General features: G+C 37.7%; 17 protein-coding genes. 13 read left to right on the top strand and 4 right to left on the bottom strand.

The window, feature by feature from the left end:
- Positions 1 to 130: 130 nt before the first annotated feature.
- The gene (locus FW768_RS06765) at positions 131 to 2,416 is read right to left on the bottom strand and encodes a T9SS type A sorting domain-containing protein (RefSeq protein ID WP_153393946.1); all 2,286 of its coding nucleotides are present in this window, start codon (positions 2,414 to 2,416) and stop codon (positions 131 to 133) included.
- 196 nt (positions 2,417 to 2,612) lie between these two features.
- Here FW768_RS06765 and FW768_RS06770 point away from each other — a divergent pair, with 196 nt between their 5' ends.
- From FW768_RS06770 to FW768_RS06785, 4 genes are all read left to right on the top strand, one after another.
- The gene (locus tag FW768_RS06770) at positions 2,613 to 2,867 is read left to right on the top strand and encodes a hypothetical protein (protein WP_153393948.1); all 255 of its coding nucleotides are present in this window, start codon (positions 2,613 to 2,615) and stop codon (positions 2,865 to 2,867) included.
- Positions 2,800 to 4,446, top strand: a complete 1,647-nt coding sequence (locus FW768_RS06775) for a helix-turn-helix domain-containing protein (RefSeq protein WP_153393950.1) — start codon at positions 2,800 to 2,802, stop codon at positions 4,444 to 4,446. Before FW768_RS06770 ends, FW768_RS06775 begins: the two co-directional genes overlap by 68 nt.
- Positions 4,443 to 5,573 carry a tetratricopeptide repeat protein gene (locus FW768_RS06780; RefSeq protein WP_153393952.1) on the top strand — a complete coding sequence of 377 codons (1,131 nt, stop codon included), beginning with the start codon at positions 4,443 to 4,445 and terminating at the stop codon, positions 5,571 to 5,573. Before FW768_RS06775 ends, FW768_RS06780 begins: the two co-directional genes overlap by 4 nt.
- A gap of 139 nt (positions 5,574 to 5,712) precedes the next feature.
- Positions 5,713 to 6,114, top strand: coding sequence for a copper resistance protein NlpE N-terminal domain-containing protein (locus FW768_RS06785; protein ID WP_153393954.1), 402 nt, complete (start codon positions 5,713 to 5,715; stop codon positions 6,112 to 6,114).
- A gap of 60 nt (positions 6,115 to 6,174) precedes the next feature.
- On the opposite strand, the gene FW768_RS06790 is transcribed toward FW768_RS06785, so the two are convergent.
- Complete coding sequence (locus FW768_RS06790) at positions 6,175 to 7,338, bottom strand: acyltransferase family protein (protein WP_153393956.1); 1,164 nt, start codon at positions 7,336 to 7,338, stop codon at positions 6,175 to 6,177.
- Between the two features lie 182 nt (positions 7,339 to 7,520).
- On the opposite strand from FW768_RS06790, the gene FW768_RS06795 reads away from it, so the two are divergent.
- The 7 genes from FW768_RS06795 (at position 7,521) to FW768_RS06825 (ending at position 13,163) form a co-directional block, all read left to right on the top strand.
- On the top strand, positions 7,521 to 8,585 hold the full coding sequence (locus FW768_RS06795) for a sensor histidine kinase (RefSeq protein ID WP_231128653.1): 1,065 nt from the start codon (positions 7,521 to 7,523) through the stop codon (positions 8,583 to 8,585).
- Positions 8,578 to 9,273, top strand: a complete 696-nt coding sequence (locus FW768_RS06800) for a LytR/AlgR family response regulator transcription factor (RefSeq protein WP_153393958.1) — start codon at positions 8,578 to 8,580, stop codon at positions 9,271 to 9,273. The genes FW768_RS06795 and FW768_RS06800 overlap by 8 nt, the downstream gene beginning before the upstream one ends.
- 665 nt (positions 9,274 to 9,938) lie before the next feature.
- On the top strand, positions 9,939 to 10,511 hold the full coding sequence (locus FW768_RS06805; RefSeq protein WP_153393960.1) for a hypothetical protein: 573 nt from the start codon (positions 9,939 to 9,941) through the stop codon (positions 10,509 to 10,511).
- An 81-nt stretch (positions 10,512 to 10,592) separates the two neighbouring features.
- On the top strand, positions 10,593 to 11,294 hold the full coding sequence (locus FW768_RS06810; protein ID WP_153393962.1) for an ABC transporter ATP-binding protein: 702 nt from the start codon (positions 10,593 to 10,595) through the stop codon (positions 11,292 to 11,294).
- A 5-nt stretch (positions 11,295 to 11,299) separates the two neighbouring features.
- Positions 11,300 to 12,340, top strand: coding sequence for a hypothetical protein (locus FW768_RS06815; protein WP_153393964.1), 1,041 nt, complete (start codon positions 11,300 to 11,302; stop codon positions 12,338 to 12,340).
- A 50-nt stretch (positions 12,341 to 12,390) separates the two neighbouring features.
- A complete protein-coding gene (locus FW768_RS06820) occupies positions 12,391 to 12,834 on the top strand; it encodes a hypothetical protein (protein ID WP_153393965.1) in 444 nt (147 codons plus the stop codon).
- Between the two features lie 41 nt (positions 12,835 to 12,875).
- Positions 12,876 to 13,163: a hypothetical protein gene (locus FW768_RS06825; protein ID WP_153393967.1), complete on the top strand. Its 288-nt coding sequence runs from the start codon at positions 12,876 to 12,878 to the stop codon at positions 13,161 to 13,163.
- Between the two features lie 39 nt (positions 13,164 to 13,202).
- Here FW768_RS06825 and FW768_RS06830 read toward each other — a convergent pair whose 3' ends face one another.
- Complete coding sequence (locus FW768_RS06830) at positions 13,203 to 14,003, bottom strand: patatin-like phospholipase family protein (RefSeq protein WP_153393969.1); 801 nt, start codon at positions 14,001 to 14,003, stop codon at positions 13,203 to 13,205.
- Positions 14,004 to 14,460: 457 nt separating this feature from the next.
- Between FW768_RS06830 and FW768_RS06835 the strand changes: the two genes are divergently transcribed.
- A complete protein-coding gene (locus tag FW768_RS06835; protein ID WP_153393971.1) occupies positions 14,461 to 14,703 on the top strand; it encodes an Ada metal-binding domain-containing protein in 243 nt (80 codons plus the stop codon).
- A gap of 72 nt (positions 14,704 to 14,775) precedes the next feature.
- Here the strand turns inward: FW768_RS06835 and lpdA are convergent, their stop codons facing one another.
- Positions 14,776 to 16,164 (bottom strand): dihydrolipoyl dehydrogenase, encoded by a 1,389-nt coding sequence (gene lpdA / locus FW768_RS06840; protein WP_153393973.1) that lies wholly within the window; start codon positions 16,162 to 16,164, stop codon positions 14,776 to 14,778.
- Positions 16,165 to 16,444: 280 nt separating this feature from the next.
- Here lpdA and FW768_RS06845 point away from each other — a divergent pair, with 280 nt between their 5' ends.
- Positions 16,445 to 17,335 (top strand): hypothetical protein, encoded by an 891-nt coding sequence (locus tag FW768_RS06845; protein WP_153393975.1) that lies wholly within the window; start codon positions 16,445 to 16,447, stop codon positions 17,333 to 17,335.
- Positions 17,336 to 17,382 lie beyond the last annotated feature (47 nt).

Here is a 17,382-nt window from a genome sequence, read left to right on the forward strand (position 1 = left end):
GTTTTATTTTGTTTTGTTGTTAGTCTGTACTGTCTGAAAATTAAAAGGATGGAATTGTCATAGAAAAATGACCGATCTGTCCAAAAGCGGTGAAAAAAGTATCACCGCTTTATGATGACAGACAACCTATTTACTTTTTAACTGCTTTTATGGTTTTCGAAGTTCCGTTCTTCATGATTAATTTAATCATGTACACTCCTGAGTTAAGCTCGTGTAATGAAACTATTTTTTCAGAAGACTGTATCTGTTTCACCAATTTCCCTGAAATATCATATACTGAAATCGATTGTAGTGCTACCTCTCCTGAGATAGTAATCGTATCTGTAAACGGATTAGGATAAATAACAATATCATGTTTTGCTGCTATTTCACTCACTCCCAAAGCAACAGTTGGTGCCCAGGATATATCATCGTAATAATAATTAAGATTGGCACCATCTATAAATATGGCAAGTCTTGCATTAGCAGGAACCATATTAGGAACCGCTATGCTGTACTCACTCGCTCCTGTGTAGGATGTATTGGTAATATTTACATTCTGAATCAATACAAATGAAGCGATATTCGTTGGATCAGTTACATATCCGATGTGCATCACCCCTGTATTTGCGCTGCAATAAGCTCTGAATCTCAGTGAATGTGTTCCTGCATTAATATTACTCAATTCAGGTAAGATAGCCATAGAAGATCCTGTAACAGGTCTCTGCATAATATGTTTTGTTCCTGAATAAGCTCCTGTTGCGTTGATATTTACACTTCCTGTTCCTGTAACCAATCTTCCCCAACATGGAACATTTGTAATAAGACCGGCATTATAAGAATCAAAATTTTCAAAGAGTGCTGTTTTCGGGGCACAAAGTGTTAATGCAGAAACAATATTGGTCCATGCACTCTGGTCTGTGGTGCTGCATCTTGCTCTTACCCAGAAATAATAGGTTGTTGCAGAGTTAAGGCCTTGCACTGTATAAGGATTTGCCGTTACTCCGGTTGCATTTGGCGGTGTAGAAGCATCAGGAGCCGTATTACTTGTACTGTAATAAATATCATATCCTGATGCAGGAGCTGGTGTCGGAGCGGTCCAGCCAATAGTAACAGAGGCACTGGTAACACCTGATAATACTACGTTAGACGGAGTTATGCATGTTGGCTTAGGCTCCCAATAAACATTATCAAAATACAGACTGTTGTTCGGAACACCAGCGTTTCTTATGGCCAGTTTTGCATTGGCAGGAACTGTACTCGGAATAACTACCGAATATTCATATCCGTCATATGCTGTATTGCCTACACTTACTGACTGAATGTTTACAAAAGTAGAAGCATCCGTATCATTGGTAACATATCCGATATCCAGCAGACCTGCTGCACTACTCGCCGTTTTTGCTTTGAATCTCAGCCAGTGAGTTCCCGCATTTACATTACTGAATGCCGGGAGAACTGCAATTACAGCATTGGCTGTACCGCTGGTATTCTGGTTCATCGCTTTTGTACCATTTACACCAGCTGTACCACTAATAGCCTGATAACCAGTCCCTGTTATTATTCTCTCCCAACAGTCTACAACGTAATTCGCCCCTGCTGTCGCATTTTCAAAATCTTCAAACATATAGGTCATAGGGCTGCATTTTGTTTTAAATGTTCCTCTTAATGACCATGCACTTTTACTGGATGTACTGCAAACCGATCTTACATAGTAATAATAAGTAGTAAAAGGATCCAGTCCACTGATAGAAGCAGAGGTTGCTGTACTTGATCCCGAAGCTGTCGTAGAAGCATCCGGAACAGTTGGAGAAGAGGTATAATAATATTCGTAACCACTTCCCGGTGCTGTGGAAGGAGCTGTCCAGGAAATAGAAGCTGTATTCGTTGTTACATTATTTGAGGTAAGAGCGGAAGGAACAAAGCAGGTTGGAGCAGCCTCAATTTTTAAGCTGAAGTCTACAAAGTTTCCATTGTTACCGGCATTAGGTCCACAAGGGTTGGGTGCAGTATTAAGGTTTGTTCCCGTCTGTACCCTTATTCTGTAAATTCCCGGAGCCTGTGCAGGTGGAATAAAGAATTGATCATCCACAAAGGAATAAGCAGATGTTCCTATTGGATTTTCATAGAAATCATTAAAATCTCCATTGGCATTCCAGTCTACCCATACCAGAGATTTGGTTCCGCTTCCTGCAAATTCCAGATGTACTTTCACTGTTCCTCCGGGATAGGAAGTCACGATATGGCTCGCAGAATTGTTTACATAAGCCTGATAGGCTGCTGCATCATAGTAAAAGGACCCCTGATCTGAAAAAACAGCATTTTTCAGATAATAGGTGGAATTTGTTCCTCCACTGGCCGGGGTACAGTACGTCTGTGCATTCAGCTGTAAAAACGGAAGAAGTAAAATCATCCATAAGAGGTAATGCTTTCTCATTTTTTATTTTTTTAGAGTTAAGAATGTATTGTTCTGTTGAAGAATTTATAATCATCAATAGGATCTTATTCATATCATTTACCCGGATTCTGTTATCTTAAAAAGAACAGGAGGCATTAAGCTCCGGAGTTTATCTATTTATTAAACCATCACGGAAACACCATTGTTTTTTTTACAACTATAACACCGGATAAGTATGATAATTTCATTAAAATCTCCAGATAAGTCTAATATTTTCAATCAGCGTAAAGGTTTAAACAATATTAGCGTTATATTTGCCTCTTATAAAGAGATTGGCTTGCAGAATTCATTCATTTTACAAGAATTTAAAATGCAAAAATCTAATAATCAAACAGTTGAAAAACAACCCTTAAAAAAGGCAAATGCCAGGAATATCAAAGGAAAACAAGCAGAAAAGAAACAATCTGCTGCAAAAAATACTGAAAAGTAATGTCTGGATATTATTTTTCATCGCCTTGTTCCCTATTTTTATTGGCGGGCAAACCGGTCCGGATTTTAGCATTTCGACGGACAAAGCTTTTCAGAAATTGTATCAAAATCCGGAGGATTGTATCAGCTATTCACAGAGTCTTCTGATCAGTGATAAAAATCCTGAGCATAAAATTATTCTCAGAAAAATCATTTCACAGGCTTATGCTCTCCAGGGAAATTATGTTCAGGCGGTGAATATCTCCAATCAAAAGGAAGATGAAAACCCAAACGAAACCCTCTCCCACTTTATCCAGCTGTTCGGGGATTATAATCTGGCCGACCAATATCAGAATCTGGGACTATACGGACAGTCTCAAAAAATAATCACCAGGGTTCTGGCTGACCGTGAGCTTTTAAAAAGCAGCCATCTGAAAGAAAGGATGACTATTGCCAAACTGTTTCAGCTGCAGGCCATCAACTCAGGAGTTAACCGTAATTATAATACAGCGCTTCAGCTCCTTGATAAAAGTGACCGGTATCTCGACGGAAATAATGAAGAAAACCGGATTATAAGCCAAGAAAATATCATCTTCCGTGCTACTTTTCTGATGAGGATTAATAAATTGGAAGAATCAAAAAAATTGCTGGACCTCGTAATACAGGATATTGAAAGCCATGGAAATGATGCTTTTCTCGCCGCTTTTGCGTATGAAAGTATATCCCGTTATTTTTTCATGAAAGAAGATTATACAACTGCTGTAAAATATCTTGATGAGGGTTTCTCAAAGATTGAAGGGCTGCCTTATCACGATATGAAAGTTATTTTTTACGAATTGTTTGCCAAAAATTATCTGGCTCTCAATAACGATGAAAAGTATCATTATTACAATAACCTTTATACGGAGCTGAAAACCAAAATTGATTCCAGCAAAAAAGAGGGAATACAGTATATTGTAAAACTGGTTGAAAACTACCATCACAAAGACATTGAATTTCAGAGACAAAGCAAACTCAGCCAGTTCAAAATTATTACTACCGTTATCCTTTTCTTTATTATAACAGCAGGAGGATATTTTTTATATGAATCTGGAAGAAGTAAAGACCTGAAAAAGCAGCTCGTATTTTTTGAAAAGCTGAAAGAGAGGGAAAATGCAATACCCCTTAAAACAGAAGGTCCGAAAGATGAACCCCAAAAGGTAAATAAACCTCAGGAAAAAGATCCGCCGAAAATTTCCAAAGAAAAGGAAGACGAAATTCTTCAAAAGCTGAAAGAATGGGAGCAGACAGATAATTATCTGAACAAGAATATGTCTATTTCGGTCCTTTCTGCGCAGACTGGGATCAATACAAAGTATCTGTCGGAGGTCATTAATAACCATAAAGAAAAAAACTTCAATGGCTACATTAACGAACTGAGAATTAACCATATTGCGCATTTGCTAAAGACCGACCCCGCTTATCTCAATTACAAGGTAAGCTATCTTGCAGAGCATTCGGGATTTTCTTCGCACGGTGCCTTTACAAACGTTTTTAAATCTATAACAGGGATGTCTCCTAATACCTATATCCAGGAAATCATTAAAAATAAAAGATTATGAAACTAGCGGCCAGAATTTTCCTGTTTATAATACTGTTCTGTCAAGGCTTGTTGTTTGGGCAGAACATTTCTGATGATTCCCTGATCAAAAAGGCTAACCAGGAGATCTACAATAATCCGGACAATGCAATCAGTATAGGAAAAAAACTACTTCAAAAAGAGAAAGATGTTAATAAATCCATCAGAATCTACCTGCTTCTGTCCACGGCAGAAATTGCCAAAAGAAACTTTGATGAATCACTCAGACATATTCTAAAAGCCAGAGAACTGGTTCGGAAAACCAATGATCCCAAGGTACAGACCACCTTCTTTATTTCGGCTGCCATTCAGTTCCAACAAATGGAGCTTTATAGTAAAAGCCTTGAAACACTGGATGAAGCAGACGAATATCTGGCCAGACTTCCCGAAGGGCTTTCTTTTAAATATTTTGAAACTGCCAGAAGCTATGCTCTGCGGGGAATGATCTATAAAAGCCAGTCCAATCCTGAAATTGCACTTCAGGAATTCTTAATTGCCGTGAAAAACTTTGAAAAGGTGAAAGAAAAGAAGACCACCTTTTTTAACCAGAGTATCATGTATTATAATATCGGATACTGCTATCTCAATCTCAACCAGCCTGAAAAAGCAGAGCCTGCCTTTATGAGATCGATGGATTTTGCTGGCCTGATCAAAGCCAAAAGTCTGGAGGCTTTTGCCTTAAAAGGATTGGCTGAAGTACACAAACAGAAGCACCAGAATCAGGCAGCTCTGGACCTGCTGCTTAAGGCACAGAAGTTGGGAGAAGAATCAGGAGATCTTACCCTGAATGAAGGAATTTACAAAGAAATGGCAGATAATTACCTGGCAATGGGAGAACAGAACCATTATCAGAACTACAGCAAAAAGTATATTGAAACCCGTTTTAAAAGGGAACAAAGCGAGCTAAGTTCCATTAACCATGCCATTGATGCCCATACCATAGAAACCGAAAAAAAGAACAGTGAGCTAATCTCCCATTATAATTATCTTATTGCTATTTCAATGGTAACAGGATTGGTTATTCTCAGCGTGCTTATTATGATGATTTTAAAAATAAGAAGGCGTAATAAAAATGATCAGAAAGAAATTCAGAAGCTTCTCAGATCTTAGATTAACCTGAGCCCGGGCTTTTGATCCTTCAGAAACGTTGTTTTCTGCTATTAACAATTACGGTTTCTGGCATTATTTTAGCTGATAATAAAACTATAACAGCGCTGCGGTTGACACCGTACCTTAAAAATCCATCATTATGAAAAAGATTTTAACAGCCACTGTTTTCATTTTATTAACAGGATTCATTGTTTCCTGTAATTCTGTGAAAACGTCTGAAAACGGAAGTACTACCACAGCTGCGACATTTAAATCAGGAAAATATGCAGGGAAAACGCCCTCCGGAAATGTAGTTATTACGTTCAAGCCGGATCAGACTTTTACTCTGCAGGAAACTATACCGGGGAGTACAGATCCTATGTCCAGCACCGGCACATGGAAATATGATGAAGGCTCTAAAAAAATAATTCTCGCTTATAAAGATATTGCCGACAGGGTAACAACATTCTCCATCGTTAACAGCAAAACGATCCAGATGAACAGCGGAAGTGCCTGGACTACACAGACATCAGGCTCCGAATACAATTTAATTTTACAGTAAAATAATAATTAGATTTTTATAAAACACCCCAGGAATACTTTTTTAGGGTGTTTTCTATTTTTAAGGCTGCGTTGAATTGATGTTATCAGTACACCTCTCCTTGTTGCTTATTTTCTGTATTAAAATCCTGTTCTTCAGTTTTGCAGAGGATTTTTCAATAATTAATCTATAAAACAGTCCTCCTGCAATACAGCCTGACAGGCAAATCAAAAGACTTAGATTATCTGAAGACTGAATATTCAGCTTTTCAAGAAGAAACTGGACCATATGAATAATTCCCTTATGAGAAAGGTAAACCGCATATGACAATCCGGCCAGCTGGGATGTAATATAAGATTTTGTTCTGAACAGGAATGAAGTTTCCGAAACCGCAGCCATCACGATTATACCATAGCTCAATGCCACAAAAGTAAATCCGAATATAGAAGCCATTTCTGAAACCTGATCTCTGCAAAACCAAAATGAAAGGGATAACAGTACAACTCCCAGTACAAAAAGTAGATTTCCGTTATGGTGAACCATTCGTTTAGTCTTTGTTGAATGATTCATCAGAAAACCGACAAGAACTCCAACCGCAAGACCATCCAGCCGTGTATGGGTAGGATAATAAATATTCATATACCAGTTTTTCCAGAAATCTGGGGAATCAATAACCGGAATAACATATTCCTTCCAAGCTATAACCCTGGCTGTCAATGAAAAAGCAATAAGTAACATACATAATAGTACCATATGCCTGAATAATCTTGTTTTTTGAGTAATCAGAAGCAGCAAGGGAAGGAAAAAGTAGAACTGCTCTTCAATACATAAAGACCATGCATGGGAAAACGTTCCCCTATTGATAACATCCAGGCCATAGTTCTGGGTAAATGTGATGAATTTCCAGAAAGAGGATAATGCTTCTCTTTCCCGGAAAAAAGGAATACAGAAATACAGGAAAAGCGTAAAAACATAGGCAGGAATGATTCTGAAGAAACGTTTGGTAAAGAATGTTTTTAAGCTAATCCTTCCCTTCTTTTCTATTTCTCTGAACAGCTGACCTGATATGAGAAACCCGCTGAGCACAAAGAACAGATCAACGCCCGTCCACCCGAATTGTCCGACAATATCAATCCATTCCGGATGTTTAAATGCGCGGTAATGATATAGTAATACCAATGCGATAGCCAATGCCCGCAGGTGATCCAATCCATGAAGTTTGTCTGATGAGTTTTCTATAACCATTTTTCCTGCAAATATGCGTTTGCCTGAAACTCATTTTTAACAGAAACTGCAGATAACAGGCTAAGACAGGCAGACGGTTGGATATGTTGTCTGGATGACAATCTCTGCCTTCCATCATCAATCTGAATATTTTGACAGGAATTTCACCCATCTTGTATCCGGATTTTATATTTTTGAAAATAATGAAAGCTGCATCAGAAAATCCCCTCAAAAAGAACCTATATTTTCAGTTTTTCTTCTGGACTGCCTTATTTTTATTCGGAACAGCCAGAAGTTACAGTGAATACGAAAAGGGAGCATTCCATAATTTGATTATTTATAACTTTTGCCACTGGATTTTTCAGATCGCAGGAGCCAATTTCATTTATTATGTTCTGGTCCGTAAATTCCTTGACACTAAAAAATACCTTCAGTTTTCCTTATATTTTCTAATCTGCATTTATCTTATTTCTGTTGTGAACAGACTCTTCATTGTTTATGGAGCTGAACCTTTTTTCATGAAAATTCCGCAAGACAGCCTGATCAGTATTTTTACAGACATTGGGTATCTTTTACCACATTACAGCTTTCCGATTGTCAGCGGGACATTTATGTTTACGGCTGTCATGTTTTTTATACGATATAAAGACGAAAAGGAAAACACCCTGATATTACAGAAAGAAAAAGCAGAACTGGAACTGAAATCTTTGAAATCCCAGCTAAATCCTCATTTTCTGTTCAATACGCTGAATAATATCTATTCCCTTTCATTAATCGGATCTGAAAAAACATCAGAATCCATCAATCGTCTTGCTCATATTTTTGACTATATTCTATACAAAGCTCCTAAAAATCAAATTCTTATTTCGGAAGAGCTTGCGGTTATTGGTGATTACATTGCACTCGAAAGTCTGCGTTACCATGAAGGAAGACTAAAGATCACCCAAACCATACAACCCGACTGTACAGGAATTATTCCTCCTTTGATTTATCTTACTTTGGTTGAAAATGCATTCAAACATAGTTCTGCCACAGCTTACGGACAGACAAAAATCAGAATAGAAGTACAGATGGAAAACGGGTATTCAATATTCAGAATAGAAAACACCTGCCAAAGTAACAGGAATACAGCTGAAACTCAGGGAATCGGTTTACAGAATATTGAACAGCAGCTCCGGCATCATTATCAGAGTCAATTTGTATTCAATGTTTCAAAAGAAAACAATATTTTTAAAGCTGAAATAAAAACTCCTCCGGCCTATGATTAACTGTATCATTGTAGATGACGAACCTTTAGCCTCTTCCCTGCTGGAAAAACATATTGCCATAATCAGCAGCCTCCAATTGATTGGAAAAGCAGAAAATGCGATGGAAGCCTATCAGTTGCTGCAAACAAAATCAGTAGACCTGATGTTCCTAGACATCGAGATGCCTCATTTAAACGGAATTGATTTTTTAAGGTCTCTTTCTCATCGGCCTAAAATAATTTTCACTACTGCTTACCGTGATTTTGCGCTGGAAGGTTTCGAATTGGAAGCCGTAGACTATCTTCTGAAGCCCATCACTTTTGAACGTTTTTTCAAATCTGTGGAACGTATTTTAAGGGATAAAAAAGATTCTGAAGAGGATTTTATTATTTTCAAAACAGAAGGAATGAGCCGGAAAATTTCAGTACGGGAAATTATTTATTTTGAAAGCCAGGGAAATGATGTAAAAACATTTCTGACCAATAATGAAAGTTTCATTTCCAAAAACAAGATGACAGATCTGGAAGCAGCTTTATCTGATAAAGGTTTTATTAGAATCCACAGGTCGTTTATGATCAATTCCAATTATATAACGGCTTTTAGCAATCAGGAAGTTGTACTGAACCCTTATACGGTTCCTGTAGGAAGAAGCTACAAAAATGAGTTCGATGCTTTTATTGCGAAGCTTTCTGAGAAACGTTTATTATAAAACGTAGCATTATTGAGGGATTACAGCAAAACTTAAAGGTATTTTTATATATTTAGTGAAAATTTCAGAAGCAAAAAATATCTGTTTTACAAAGCTACAGTGGGATTTTATACAATAGTTTAACATAGGGAAATAAGCTGAACTGACACCCTCAAACAGTAGTAAGCATTAGTTAAAGCAAAAAAACAAATGATGAGAAATTTTAAATACTAAAATACACTGATAAAAATTTCCTCAACATTGATAGAATAGAGGTTTATAATTAAATTTATTGTTTCTGTAAAGAAGATGCCAATGCGGTGAGTATTGGCTTTTTTACTGATCTTAAAAACGATATATTCCCGTAGTGCAGATAATATATTAATTTTTTATAGATTTTATTCTAAATTATCATTACACACATTAAACACTGTATATAAATAACTTACATCACAAACAACCCTATTATATTACTAAGCTGGCCGAATAGTAAAATTTAACTTTTCACCCATAAAAACCTGATTTTCAAAGCAGTGACCATACGAAGACATACATAACATCTATGCGCAAGCTCCTATGGATATTAAAAAAAAGTATTATTTTTGCCTGAAGGAATAAAGTTGCCCATCAGCATTTTTATTAGTAATTTTAGTACACCAATTTATAAAACATTAAAATTCATCCACATGAGAAAAATACTTCTACTCATTACATGTATATTCGGCATTTCAGTTTTCTCACAGATTAAAGTGCTGAAAAATGAAAGCTTGGTGGAAATTGGCAAAGATAATTCCGTAGGTTTATATAAAAAAGATGATAAATTTACCATCAACTATCAGGATCTGAATACCAGTAACCTGAATACCATAAGGTCTTTTTCTTTTCAGAATCTGGATGGTGATGTTTCTGGCCTGTATACCCTTATTATGGAAGGCTTTACAACAGTTCCGGAAGCAAATGTTGTACTGGAGCTTCCCAATGATATTATTGAACTTCATTACGAAAAAAACTATGGCCAGCCGACCATGCAGTTTATCCAGTACATTAACAAAAACCGTAAGTATGTAGGAAAATCGCAGTTTTTAACGAAGAAACAGATGGAAAAGGTTTTCGGGAGAACCAACGGAAAATATACGATGTATGATAAGCCTGCAGCTCCCACTCATCAGGTTAATACCTCAAAGCCCGCTGCGAACCAGGCATCTACTGCTGCACCCGCTTCAAACAGCAGCAATAAAAACAAAAAATCAAAAAAATAAACATATTTTTTCAATATTACTGAACTCATTCATCTGAATGAGTTTTTTTATTTTTACTTTTGCAGAAAGACAATACCTATTATGCCGCTTCAGATAATCAATTTGACCAAGAAATTTGGCGAACAGACCGCACTTGACCAGATCAACATTTCTATTGATAAAAATGAAATCATCGGACTTCTCGGACCCAATGGTGCGGGAAAATCTACCCTGATGAAATCCATTGTCGGTGCTTTGAAAATTGATCAGGGTGAAATTATCTTTAACGGAATGAATATTGCTGAAAATGAAATTGCCTGTAAAAGAAAAATAGGTTTTCTTCCCGAGAACAACCCGTTGTACCTGGAAATGTACATCAAAGAATATCTTCAGTTTGTGGCCAATATTCATAAAATTCCGGCCTCCAGAGTAGATGAAGTGATCGAGCTGGTAGGCATTACTCCTGAAAAATCAAAAAAGATAGGGCAACTGTCTAAAGGATATAAACAAAGAGTCGGGCTTGCCCAGGCTATTATCCATCAGCCGGATTTACTGATTCTGGACGAACCTACCAATGGTCTTGATCCTAATCAGATTATTGAGATCCGGAATGTTGTGAAAGAAATCGGGCAGCAGAAAACTGTTCTTCTCTCTACCCACATCATGCAGGAGGTAGAAGCATTATGTTCGCGGGTTATTCTGATTCATAAAGGGGTAATTCTTCAGGACTGCCCTATTGATGAGTTCAAAGGCAGATTCAACAGCCTGGAAGAAGCTTTTGCAAGCTATACGGCTGTTTCATAATTATCATGGAATTTTCTGTTACCAACGGACAGGGAATTATCAGACTTGTGTTTGATGGTTTTGCCAGCTGCCTGAGCATACGGCGTCCTGTTGCTGTCAACTGGCCTGATTGCAGAGGCAGTGTGGGTGAATACTATGCTGTATCTGAACTTTCAAAAGAAGAACAGATCAGTATGGCCGATCAGCTTAACCGGGCTCTCATGGATAGTACAGAAGAAGAAATAATGACCGGCATTCAGGATTTCCTGCAACTTTTTGAAAATGGGACCTATCAAGTATATCTGGGAAATATGCCGTTTGACAATACGGATTTCCACACCTATAGATCTTTACCTGCTGATAAGGTGCAATCTAATAGTGGTTTTTTTTCAGGCTGGTTTTATCCTATTAAGGATTTCGATCATATTCTTACTCTGGAAAGCAGCAGTATTGATGAAGCAAGAGTTGTCTATTATATGGACCTTATCCGGAAAGGAGCGTGCCCCAAAGCAGTGGTATTCTGCCATCTTTACTATTCAGACCCTGAAATGAGCACTTCCTTTATTCTGGACGGCCATCATAAAATAGAAGCCTATATCCGCCTGAAAATGGATATTCCTGCCATTTTCATCCACAAAGAGAACGAAGGTTATGAAACAGTCCGGGATCTGATGCACGATGCCCGTCTTCTACTCAATGATAATGAATTTGAACACCTGTTTCAGAATGATGACGAAAATATTCCTGAAATTAAATTTACAGATGATGAAATGCTGACTGCTGAACTGGACAGAATTCTCAGGTCATCCGAAAGAATCGACACGGGAATTATCAATATTCTGATCAGGCATCATAAGTCGGGATCTCCGGAAGATAAAACATGGCTGGATAAGCGTTTTGAAGCATTGAGGACTAATATCAATATAAATCTTTTCAATGATAATAAAAACCTTCTGACCTTTTCCCGGCAGTATGTAGAAAAATACAGAAGCTACGGATGGTTTTCAAAAACTATTAAACATCATTACGAGCTGGACAGCTGGATCCGGGAAACCATTTTAATATAAAATGGCTTTATTTTTGATGGGCAATTAATCTCAACAATAACCAATACAAAATGACCAAAAAAATTGTACTAGGAATTTTCTGCGTTGCCCAGTTTTCCTTCATGAACGCTAAAAATCTTGCAGACGGAGCATTAACGCTTAGTCATACAGCTTCTCACAGCTTTTTCCAGCAGGTTCCCAAAACAGTAATCATCAAGACCAAAAAGTTTAAGATCCGAATTGATAAACAGCCCAATGGCAAATATCTGTACCAATCATGGGGAGCGAATTCCAGCATCACCACTAAACCTCATATGATCATCAGCGATGGTGAACTGGTTCCTGACGGTAGTGGAGGCAATTATTCCATCGTTTTTAACAATAATGGCTATACGTACCAGGTCTGGAGAAATTACTTGACAGATTCTGCAAAAAAACCTCCTTATACTTTAACGGTTACAGATAATAATGACCAGGAGATCGTAAATGAATATGGAACTGTAGTGAAAAAATAAAGAAAGAATCCTGCTGCTATGCAGGATTTTTTATACCTGCAATGAATAAATCACTGATACTTCCGGCTTTAACAGTACTACTGCAGCTATTAAGCACAGGACATCTTTACTATACCTATCAGAATGGAAGCACCCAGATACCGGCTGCATTTATTGAACTGATCATTCTTGCTGCTGCCAATACAGTCATACTGATCCTATTTTATGTTCTTTTTTATAAAAATTCTTCCCCGCGGAACTTTTGGGAGATTCCAGCGTTTATTGCCTGGATCACCATTATTTTTACATTGATCTGTACTCTCTTTATGTGGGGGAATATCGTGGGATAAAAAAACGAATCAGCAGCTCGCGGTGAAGTCAGGATTATATTAGGTTCCGGATTTTCTGAGCTCTGTATGAAAACGGCTGGTTTCAAAGCTTTCTTCGGCTGCTCTGTACCCGATGTTGAAGATTTGGTCCAGACGGTCTTTTTTTCGTTCAAAAGTTCCGTAGGTAGACAGTTGCTGTGAGGAAATGAACCAGTCGCAGTAATCAAATTTTATTTTCTCAATCCTGTAGGAAAGAAGATCATAGGAACGGGAAACAATAGCTTTAATTGATTTCAGGTCTTTGATATCAATGTCATTAGGTGGAGATACAAAAACACCGATTAGCTTGTCACATTCATCGCGGATAATATCAGCGGGAAAGTTATTCAATACCCCTCCATCACAATACATTTGGTCATTAATAATATAAGGGGTTGTAATACCCGGAATGGAACAGGATGCAATGATAGCGTCTACGACTTCGAAATTTTCATCAAAGATTTTCTGGGTTCCGGAAACAAGCTCTGTGGCTACAATCTTTACTTTGATATCCAAATCCCCTAACTTCATATCATGGAAGATAGGTTTAAGATAATTCCTGAAAATAACGGAGGAAACCAGCCCCGGCTGATTAAAAGCAAAATGTTTCCAATTGAAAAAGTAAACTGAATTGAAGAATTCAAGAATTTCTTCGGGAGTTTTTCCTACAGCATGAAGACATCCCACAATAGAACCTGCACTGCAGCACGACAGGACGTCTACTTCAATATTTTTTTCGTTCAAGAATTTCAACACTCCGGCATGGGCAATTCCTTTGGTACCACCTCCTGACAAAACAAGTCCTACTTTCTCAAAATTCATAGAATAAATGTAAGAAAAGACCGCGAGAAAATCAGGTTAATTTTTCTAAATATGCAGATTTTACCATTATTTTAACAGAGGAACTCATTCCGGATTGCAGTGTTCGTCGAAAAATAAGAAATTTGATTCGGAATATAAGATTAACCTGACTTCGGGTTAAGGAGTTTAAATGTAAAAGGTTGGAGGTTGAGGTTGGAAGAAGGAGGATGGAGGTTACTTTTTAGTTATACGTATTGAAAGCTACCAGAAAATCAAATTAAATAAAAACAGATCAATATTTGTTCTTAATGACTTTCAAAACTTCCTTCTTCCATCATCAAGCTTCAAACCTGCATCCATCAGATATTCTTATCCCGAACTGAGATTAAGATTAGCTAAGCTTCCCTTATCAATCGGCAAGGATACTGCATTCTTTATCTTTTTATTTCTAAATATTAAACTAAAACCGTTATCAACTATGCTTAATCATTCTGAAATTCCGGATCCTGTTTTAAGAAGTCTCATCAGGCAGGGAGAAATCTGTTTCGGAGGTAATATGAAGCTGAAAATTTACGGACGGCTGGGATGCCGCTCGGGGAAGCGTCTTTACAAAGAAAACAGAGTATTTTTCACTTCTGAGCAGGAAGCATTACAAAACGGGTTCCGCCCTTGCGGACACTGCATGAAGGAGGCTTACAAACAATGGAAATCTTTGAACTAAAATAAGTTCTATCCATTAAAAAAGCCCGGATAAATCCGGGCTCTATTATGATGAGTTTATCTTTATAAAAGATTAGATGTGAATCACTTCACCATAAGCTGCTGCTGCTGATTCCATGATCGCTTCAGATACTGTTGGATGCGGGTGGATAGATTTGATGATCTCGTGGCCTGTCGTTTCAAGTTTTCTTGCTACTACAGCTTCAGCTACCATATCTGTTACCCCTTCACCAATCATGTGGCATCCTAACCACTCGCCGTATTTGGCATCAAAGATTACTTTGATAAATCCGTCCGTATTTCCGTTCGCAGTAGCTTTACCACTTGCAGAAAGAGGGAATTTACCTACTTTGATCTCGTATCCTTTTTCTTTAGCCTGTTTTTCTGTAAGACCTACAGATGCTACTTCAGGGTGACAGTATGTACATCCCGGGATATTTCCGTAATCGATTTTTTCAACATGCATTCCCTTGATCTTCTCAACACATGTAATTCCTTCAGCAGAAGCAACGTGAGCTAATGCCTGAGTAGGAATAATATCTCCGATTGCATAGTAACCTGGCACTGAAGTTTCGTACCATTCATTTACCAGTACTCTTCCTTTATCTGTCTGGATTCCCACTTCTTCTAAACCGATGTTTTCGATGTTTGCCGCAATACCTACAGCAGAAAGCAGAATATCAGCTTCAAGTGTAATGTTTCCGTTTGCAGTTTTCACATTGGCTTTTACTCCTTCTCCACTTGTATCAACGCTTTCTACAGAAGCATTGGTCATAATTTCGATTCCGGATTTTTTAAGAGATTTTTCTAAGTGCTTAGAAACTTCTTCATCTTCTACGGGAACGATATTCGGCATAAATTCCACAACCGTTACTTTAGTTCCCATGGTATTATAGAAATCAGCAAACTCTACTCCAATAGCTCCGGAACCTACAACAATCATAGATTTCGGCTGCTCAGGAAGAGATAATGCCTGTCTGTATCCGATTACTTTTTTACCATCCTGCGGCAGGTTAGGCAGTTCTCTTGAACGTGCTCCTGTTGCAATGATGATATGGTTTGCTGAATATTCGGTTACTTTACCGTCTTTGTCTGTAACAGAAACTTTTTTACCTTTCTGAACTTTAGCAGTACCAAGAATTACATCAATCTTATTCTTTTTCATCAAGAATTCGATTCCTTTGCTCATTTTGCTGGCTACACCACGGCTTCTCTGGATTACATTGGGAAATTCAAAGCTTGCTTCTACTTTGTTTAATCCATAATCTTCAGCATGGTTAATATAATGAAAAACCTGAGCAGATTTCAATAAAGCTTTCGTTGGAATACAACCCCAGTTAAGACAGATTCCTCCTAAATTTTCTTTCTCGATAATTGCGGTTTTGAAACCCAACTGTGCTGCTCTGATTGCAGTAACATATCCACCAGGACCACTTCCAATGACAATAATATCGTAATTCATTATTTTAAAAATTTTTATGCGAATTTAAGGAAAAAATTTTGATGTTTCATGGTCTGCTGTTCCATATTTCACTGAACACAAATCCTGTTTTATCAATAACAGGCTTAAAATACAACAGGAAACCTCCTGTTTTTGTTTTAAACACAGAGATTTAATTTTAGTATATTTCACTTTTCAGCATATCCCATAAATGGGATTTATTATTAATAAATAAATTTTAACATCCTATAAATAAATATAATAGCGTAATTTTTCATATTTTAGTGTTAAATATAAAAATATGAAAACGAAGATTATTATTTCCCTCATTTTACTTTGGGGTATTTTTTCAAAAGCACAAGTTGGTATTAATACTCAGACACCCAACAGTACTTTAATGATCAACGGATCATTAGGGGCCCATTACAAAGAGGTTACTGCAGTATCGTACAGCATTATCGCGACAGATCATTATCTTACCTATAACGGATCTGCCAATACCACATTTACGCTTCCGGTAATCGGAGCGGGAACTTCCAGCTTTACGGGCAGGATTTATAAAATCAAAAATATATCGGCCTTCGATATTACTCTTCAGGCATCCAGTGGTAATACATTGAGAGTAGACAACAACCCCGTCACTTCTTTCACCATTCCCACAGGAGCTTACGCAGAAGTGGTGAATAACAGCAATACTACTGCGGGAACCTGGGATTTATCGTTCACGGTATTGCCTAAGCCTAACAATGTTGAGATTTTTGGAGTTCAGCTTTCTATTCCTCCGCATAAAGACGGAACTTCCCCTGTGGCGGACTGGATTAATCATAATGTCAGTACATATGATACAGGAACAGGAACAAACGCGTGGTGGATAATCAGTAAAACCTCTACACCTTACGCACACACAGCGGATTACTCAAATGCGAGCAGAATGACTCTTGTTTATGAATATCAGGGGCCTCCATTCAATGTGAATAATATGTACCCTATACTAACCGCAGGAAATAACTCTAGTTTTCCGGACGTGTTTACGGCTTCTTTTGTGAGTCTAGCCAATAGCGGACCGGGCGGAAAAACCCGGCTTACGGTTTCGGTAGCCCGTATTGACTTTATCGGGAACAACGGATCCAACAACAGTAACTGGACAGGAACATTTCTCCTTAATCTTCTTTTGGCCAGAAAGGTGTATTAAAAGCTTATATAAAATACAAGAGCAGGACTTTTCGCCTGCTCTTTTTA

Source organism: Chryseobacterium vaccae, assembly GCF_009602705.1.
GTDB lineage: Bacteria > Bacteroidota > Bacteroidia > Flavobacteriales > Weeksellaceae > Chryseobacterium > Chryseobacterium vaccae.

What these genes read in the sequence shown, in the direction of transcription:
- FW768_RS06810 (WP_153393962.1), top strand. Translation starts at nt 10,593, where the DNA reads ATGCCGCTTCAGATAATCAATTTGACCAAGAAATTTGGCGAACAGACC.
- FW768_RS06775 (WP_153393950.1), top strand. Translation starts at nt 2,800, where the DNA reads ATGCCAGGAATATCAAAGGAAAACAAGCAGAAAAGAAACAATCTGCTG.
- FW768_RS06830 (WP_153393969.1), bottom strand. Translation starts at nt 14,003, where the DNA reads ATGAATTTTGAGAAAGTAGGACTTGTTTTGTCAGGAGGTGGTACCAAA.
- FW768_RS06815 (WP_153393964.1), top strand. Translation starts at nt 11,300, where the DNA reads ATGGAATTTTCTGTTACCAACGGACAGGGAATTATCAGACTTGTGTTT.
- lpdA (WP_153393973.1), bottom strand. Translation starts at nt 16,164, where the DNA reads ATGAATTACGATATTATTGTCATTGGAAGTGGTCCTGGTGGATATGTT.
- FW768_RS06825 (WP_153393967.1), top strand. Translation starts at nt 12,876, where the DNA reads ATGAATAAATCACTGATACTTCCGGCTTTAACAGTACTACTGCAGCTA.
- FW768_RS06835 (WP_153393971.1), top strand. Translation starts at nt 14,461, where the DNA reads ATGCTTAATCATTCTGAAATTCCGGATCCTGTTTTAAGAAGTCTCATC.
- FW768_RS06770 (WP_153393948.1), top strand. Translation starts at nt 2,613, where the DNA reads ATGATAATTTCATTAAAATCTCCAGATAAGTCTAATATTTTCAATCAG.
- FW768_RS06765 (WP_153393946.1), bottom strand. Translation starts at nt 2,416, where the DNA reads ATGAGAAAGCATTACCTCTTATGGATGATTTTACTTCTTCCGTTTTTA.
- FW768_RS06795 (WP_231128653.1), top strand. Translation starts at nt 7,521, where the DNA reads ATGAAAGCTGCATCAGAAAATCCCCTCAAAAAGAACCTATATTTTCAG.
- FW768_RS06780 (WP_153393952.1), top strand. Translation starts at nt 4,443, where the DNA reads ATGAAACTAGCGGCCAGAATTTTCCTGTTTATAATACTGTTCTGTCAA.
- FW768_RS06845 (WP_153393975.1), top strand. Translation starts at nt 16,445, where the DNA reads ATGAAAACGAAGATTATTATTTCCCTCATTTTACTTTGGGGTATTTTT.
- FW768_RS06790 (WP_153393956.1), bottom strand. Translation starts at nt 7,338, where the DNA reads ATGGTTATAGAAAACTCATCAGACAAACTTCATGGATTGGATCACCTG.
- FW768_RS06785 (WP_153393954.1), top strand. Translation starts at nt 5,713, where the DNA reads ATGAAAAAGATTTTAACAGCCACTGTTTTCATTTTATTAACAGGATTC.
- FW768_RS06805 (WP_153393960.1), top strand. Translation starts at nt 9,939, where the DNA reads ATGAGAAAAATACTTCTACTCATTACATGTATATTCGGCATTTCAGTT.
- FW768_RS06820 (WP_153393965.1), top strand. Translation starts at nt 12,391, where the DNA reads ATGACCAAAAAAATTGTACTAGGAATTTTCTGCGTTGCCCAGTTTTCC.
- FW768_RS06800 (WP_153393958.1), top strand. Translation starts at nt 8,578, where the DNA reads ATGATTAACTGTATCATTGTAGATGACGAACCTTTAGCCTCTTCCCTG.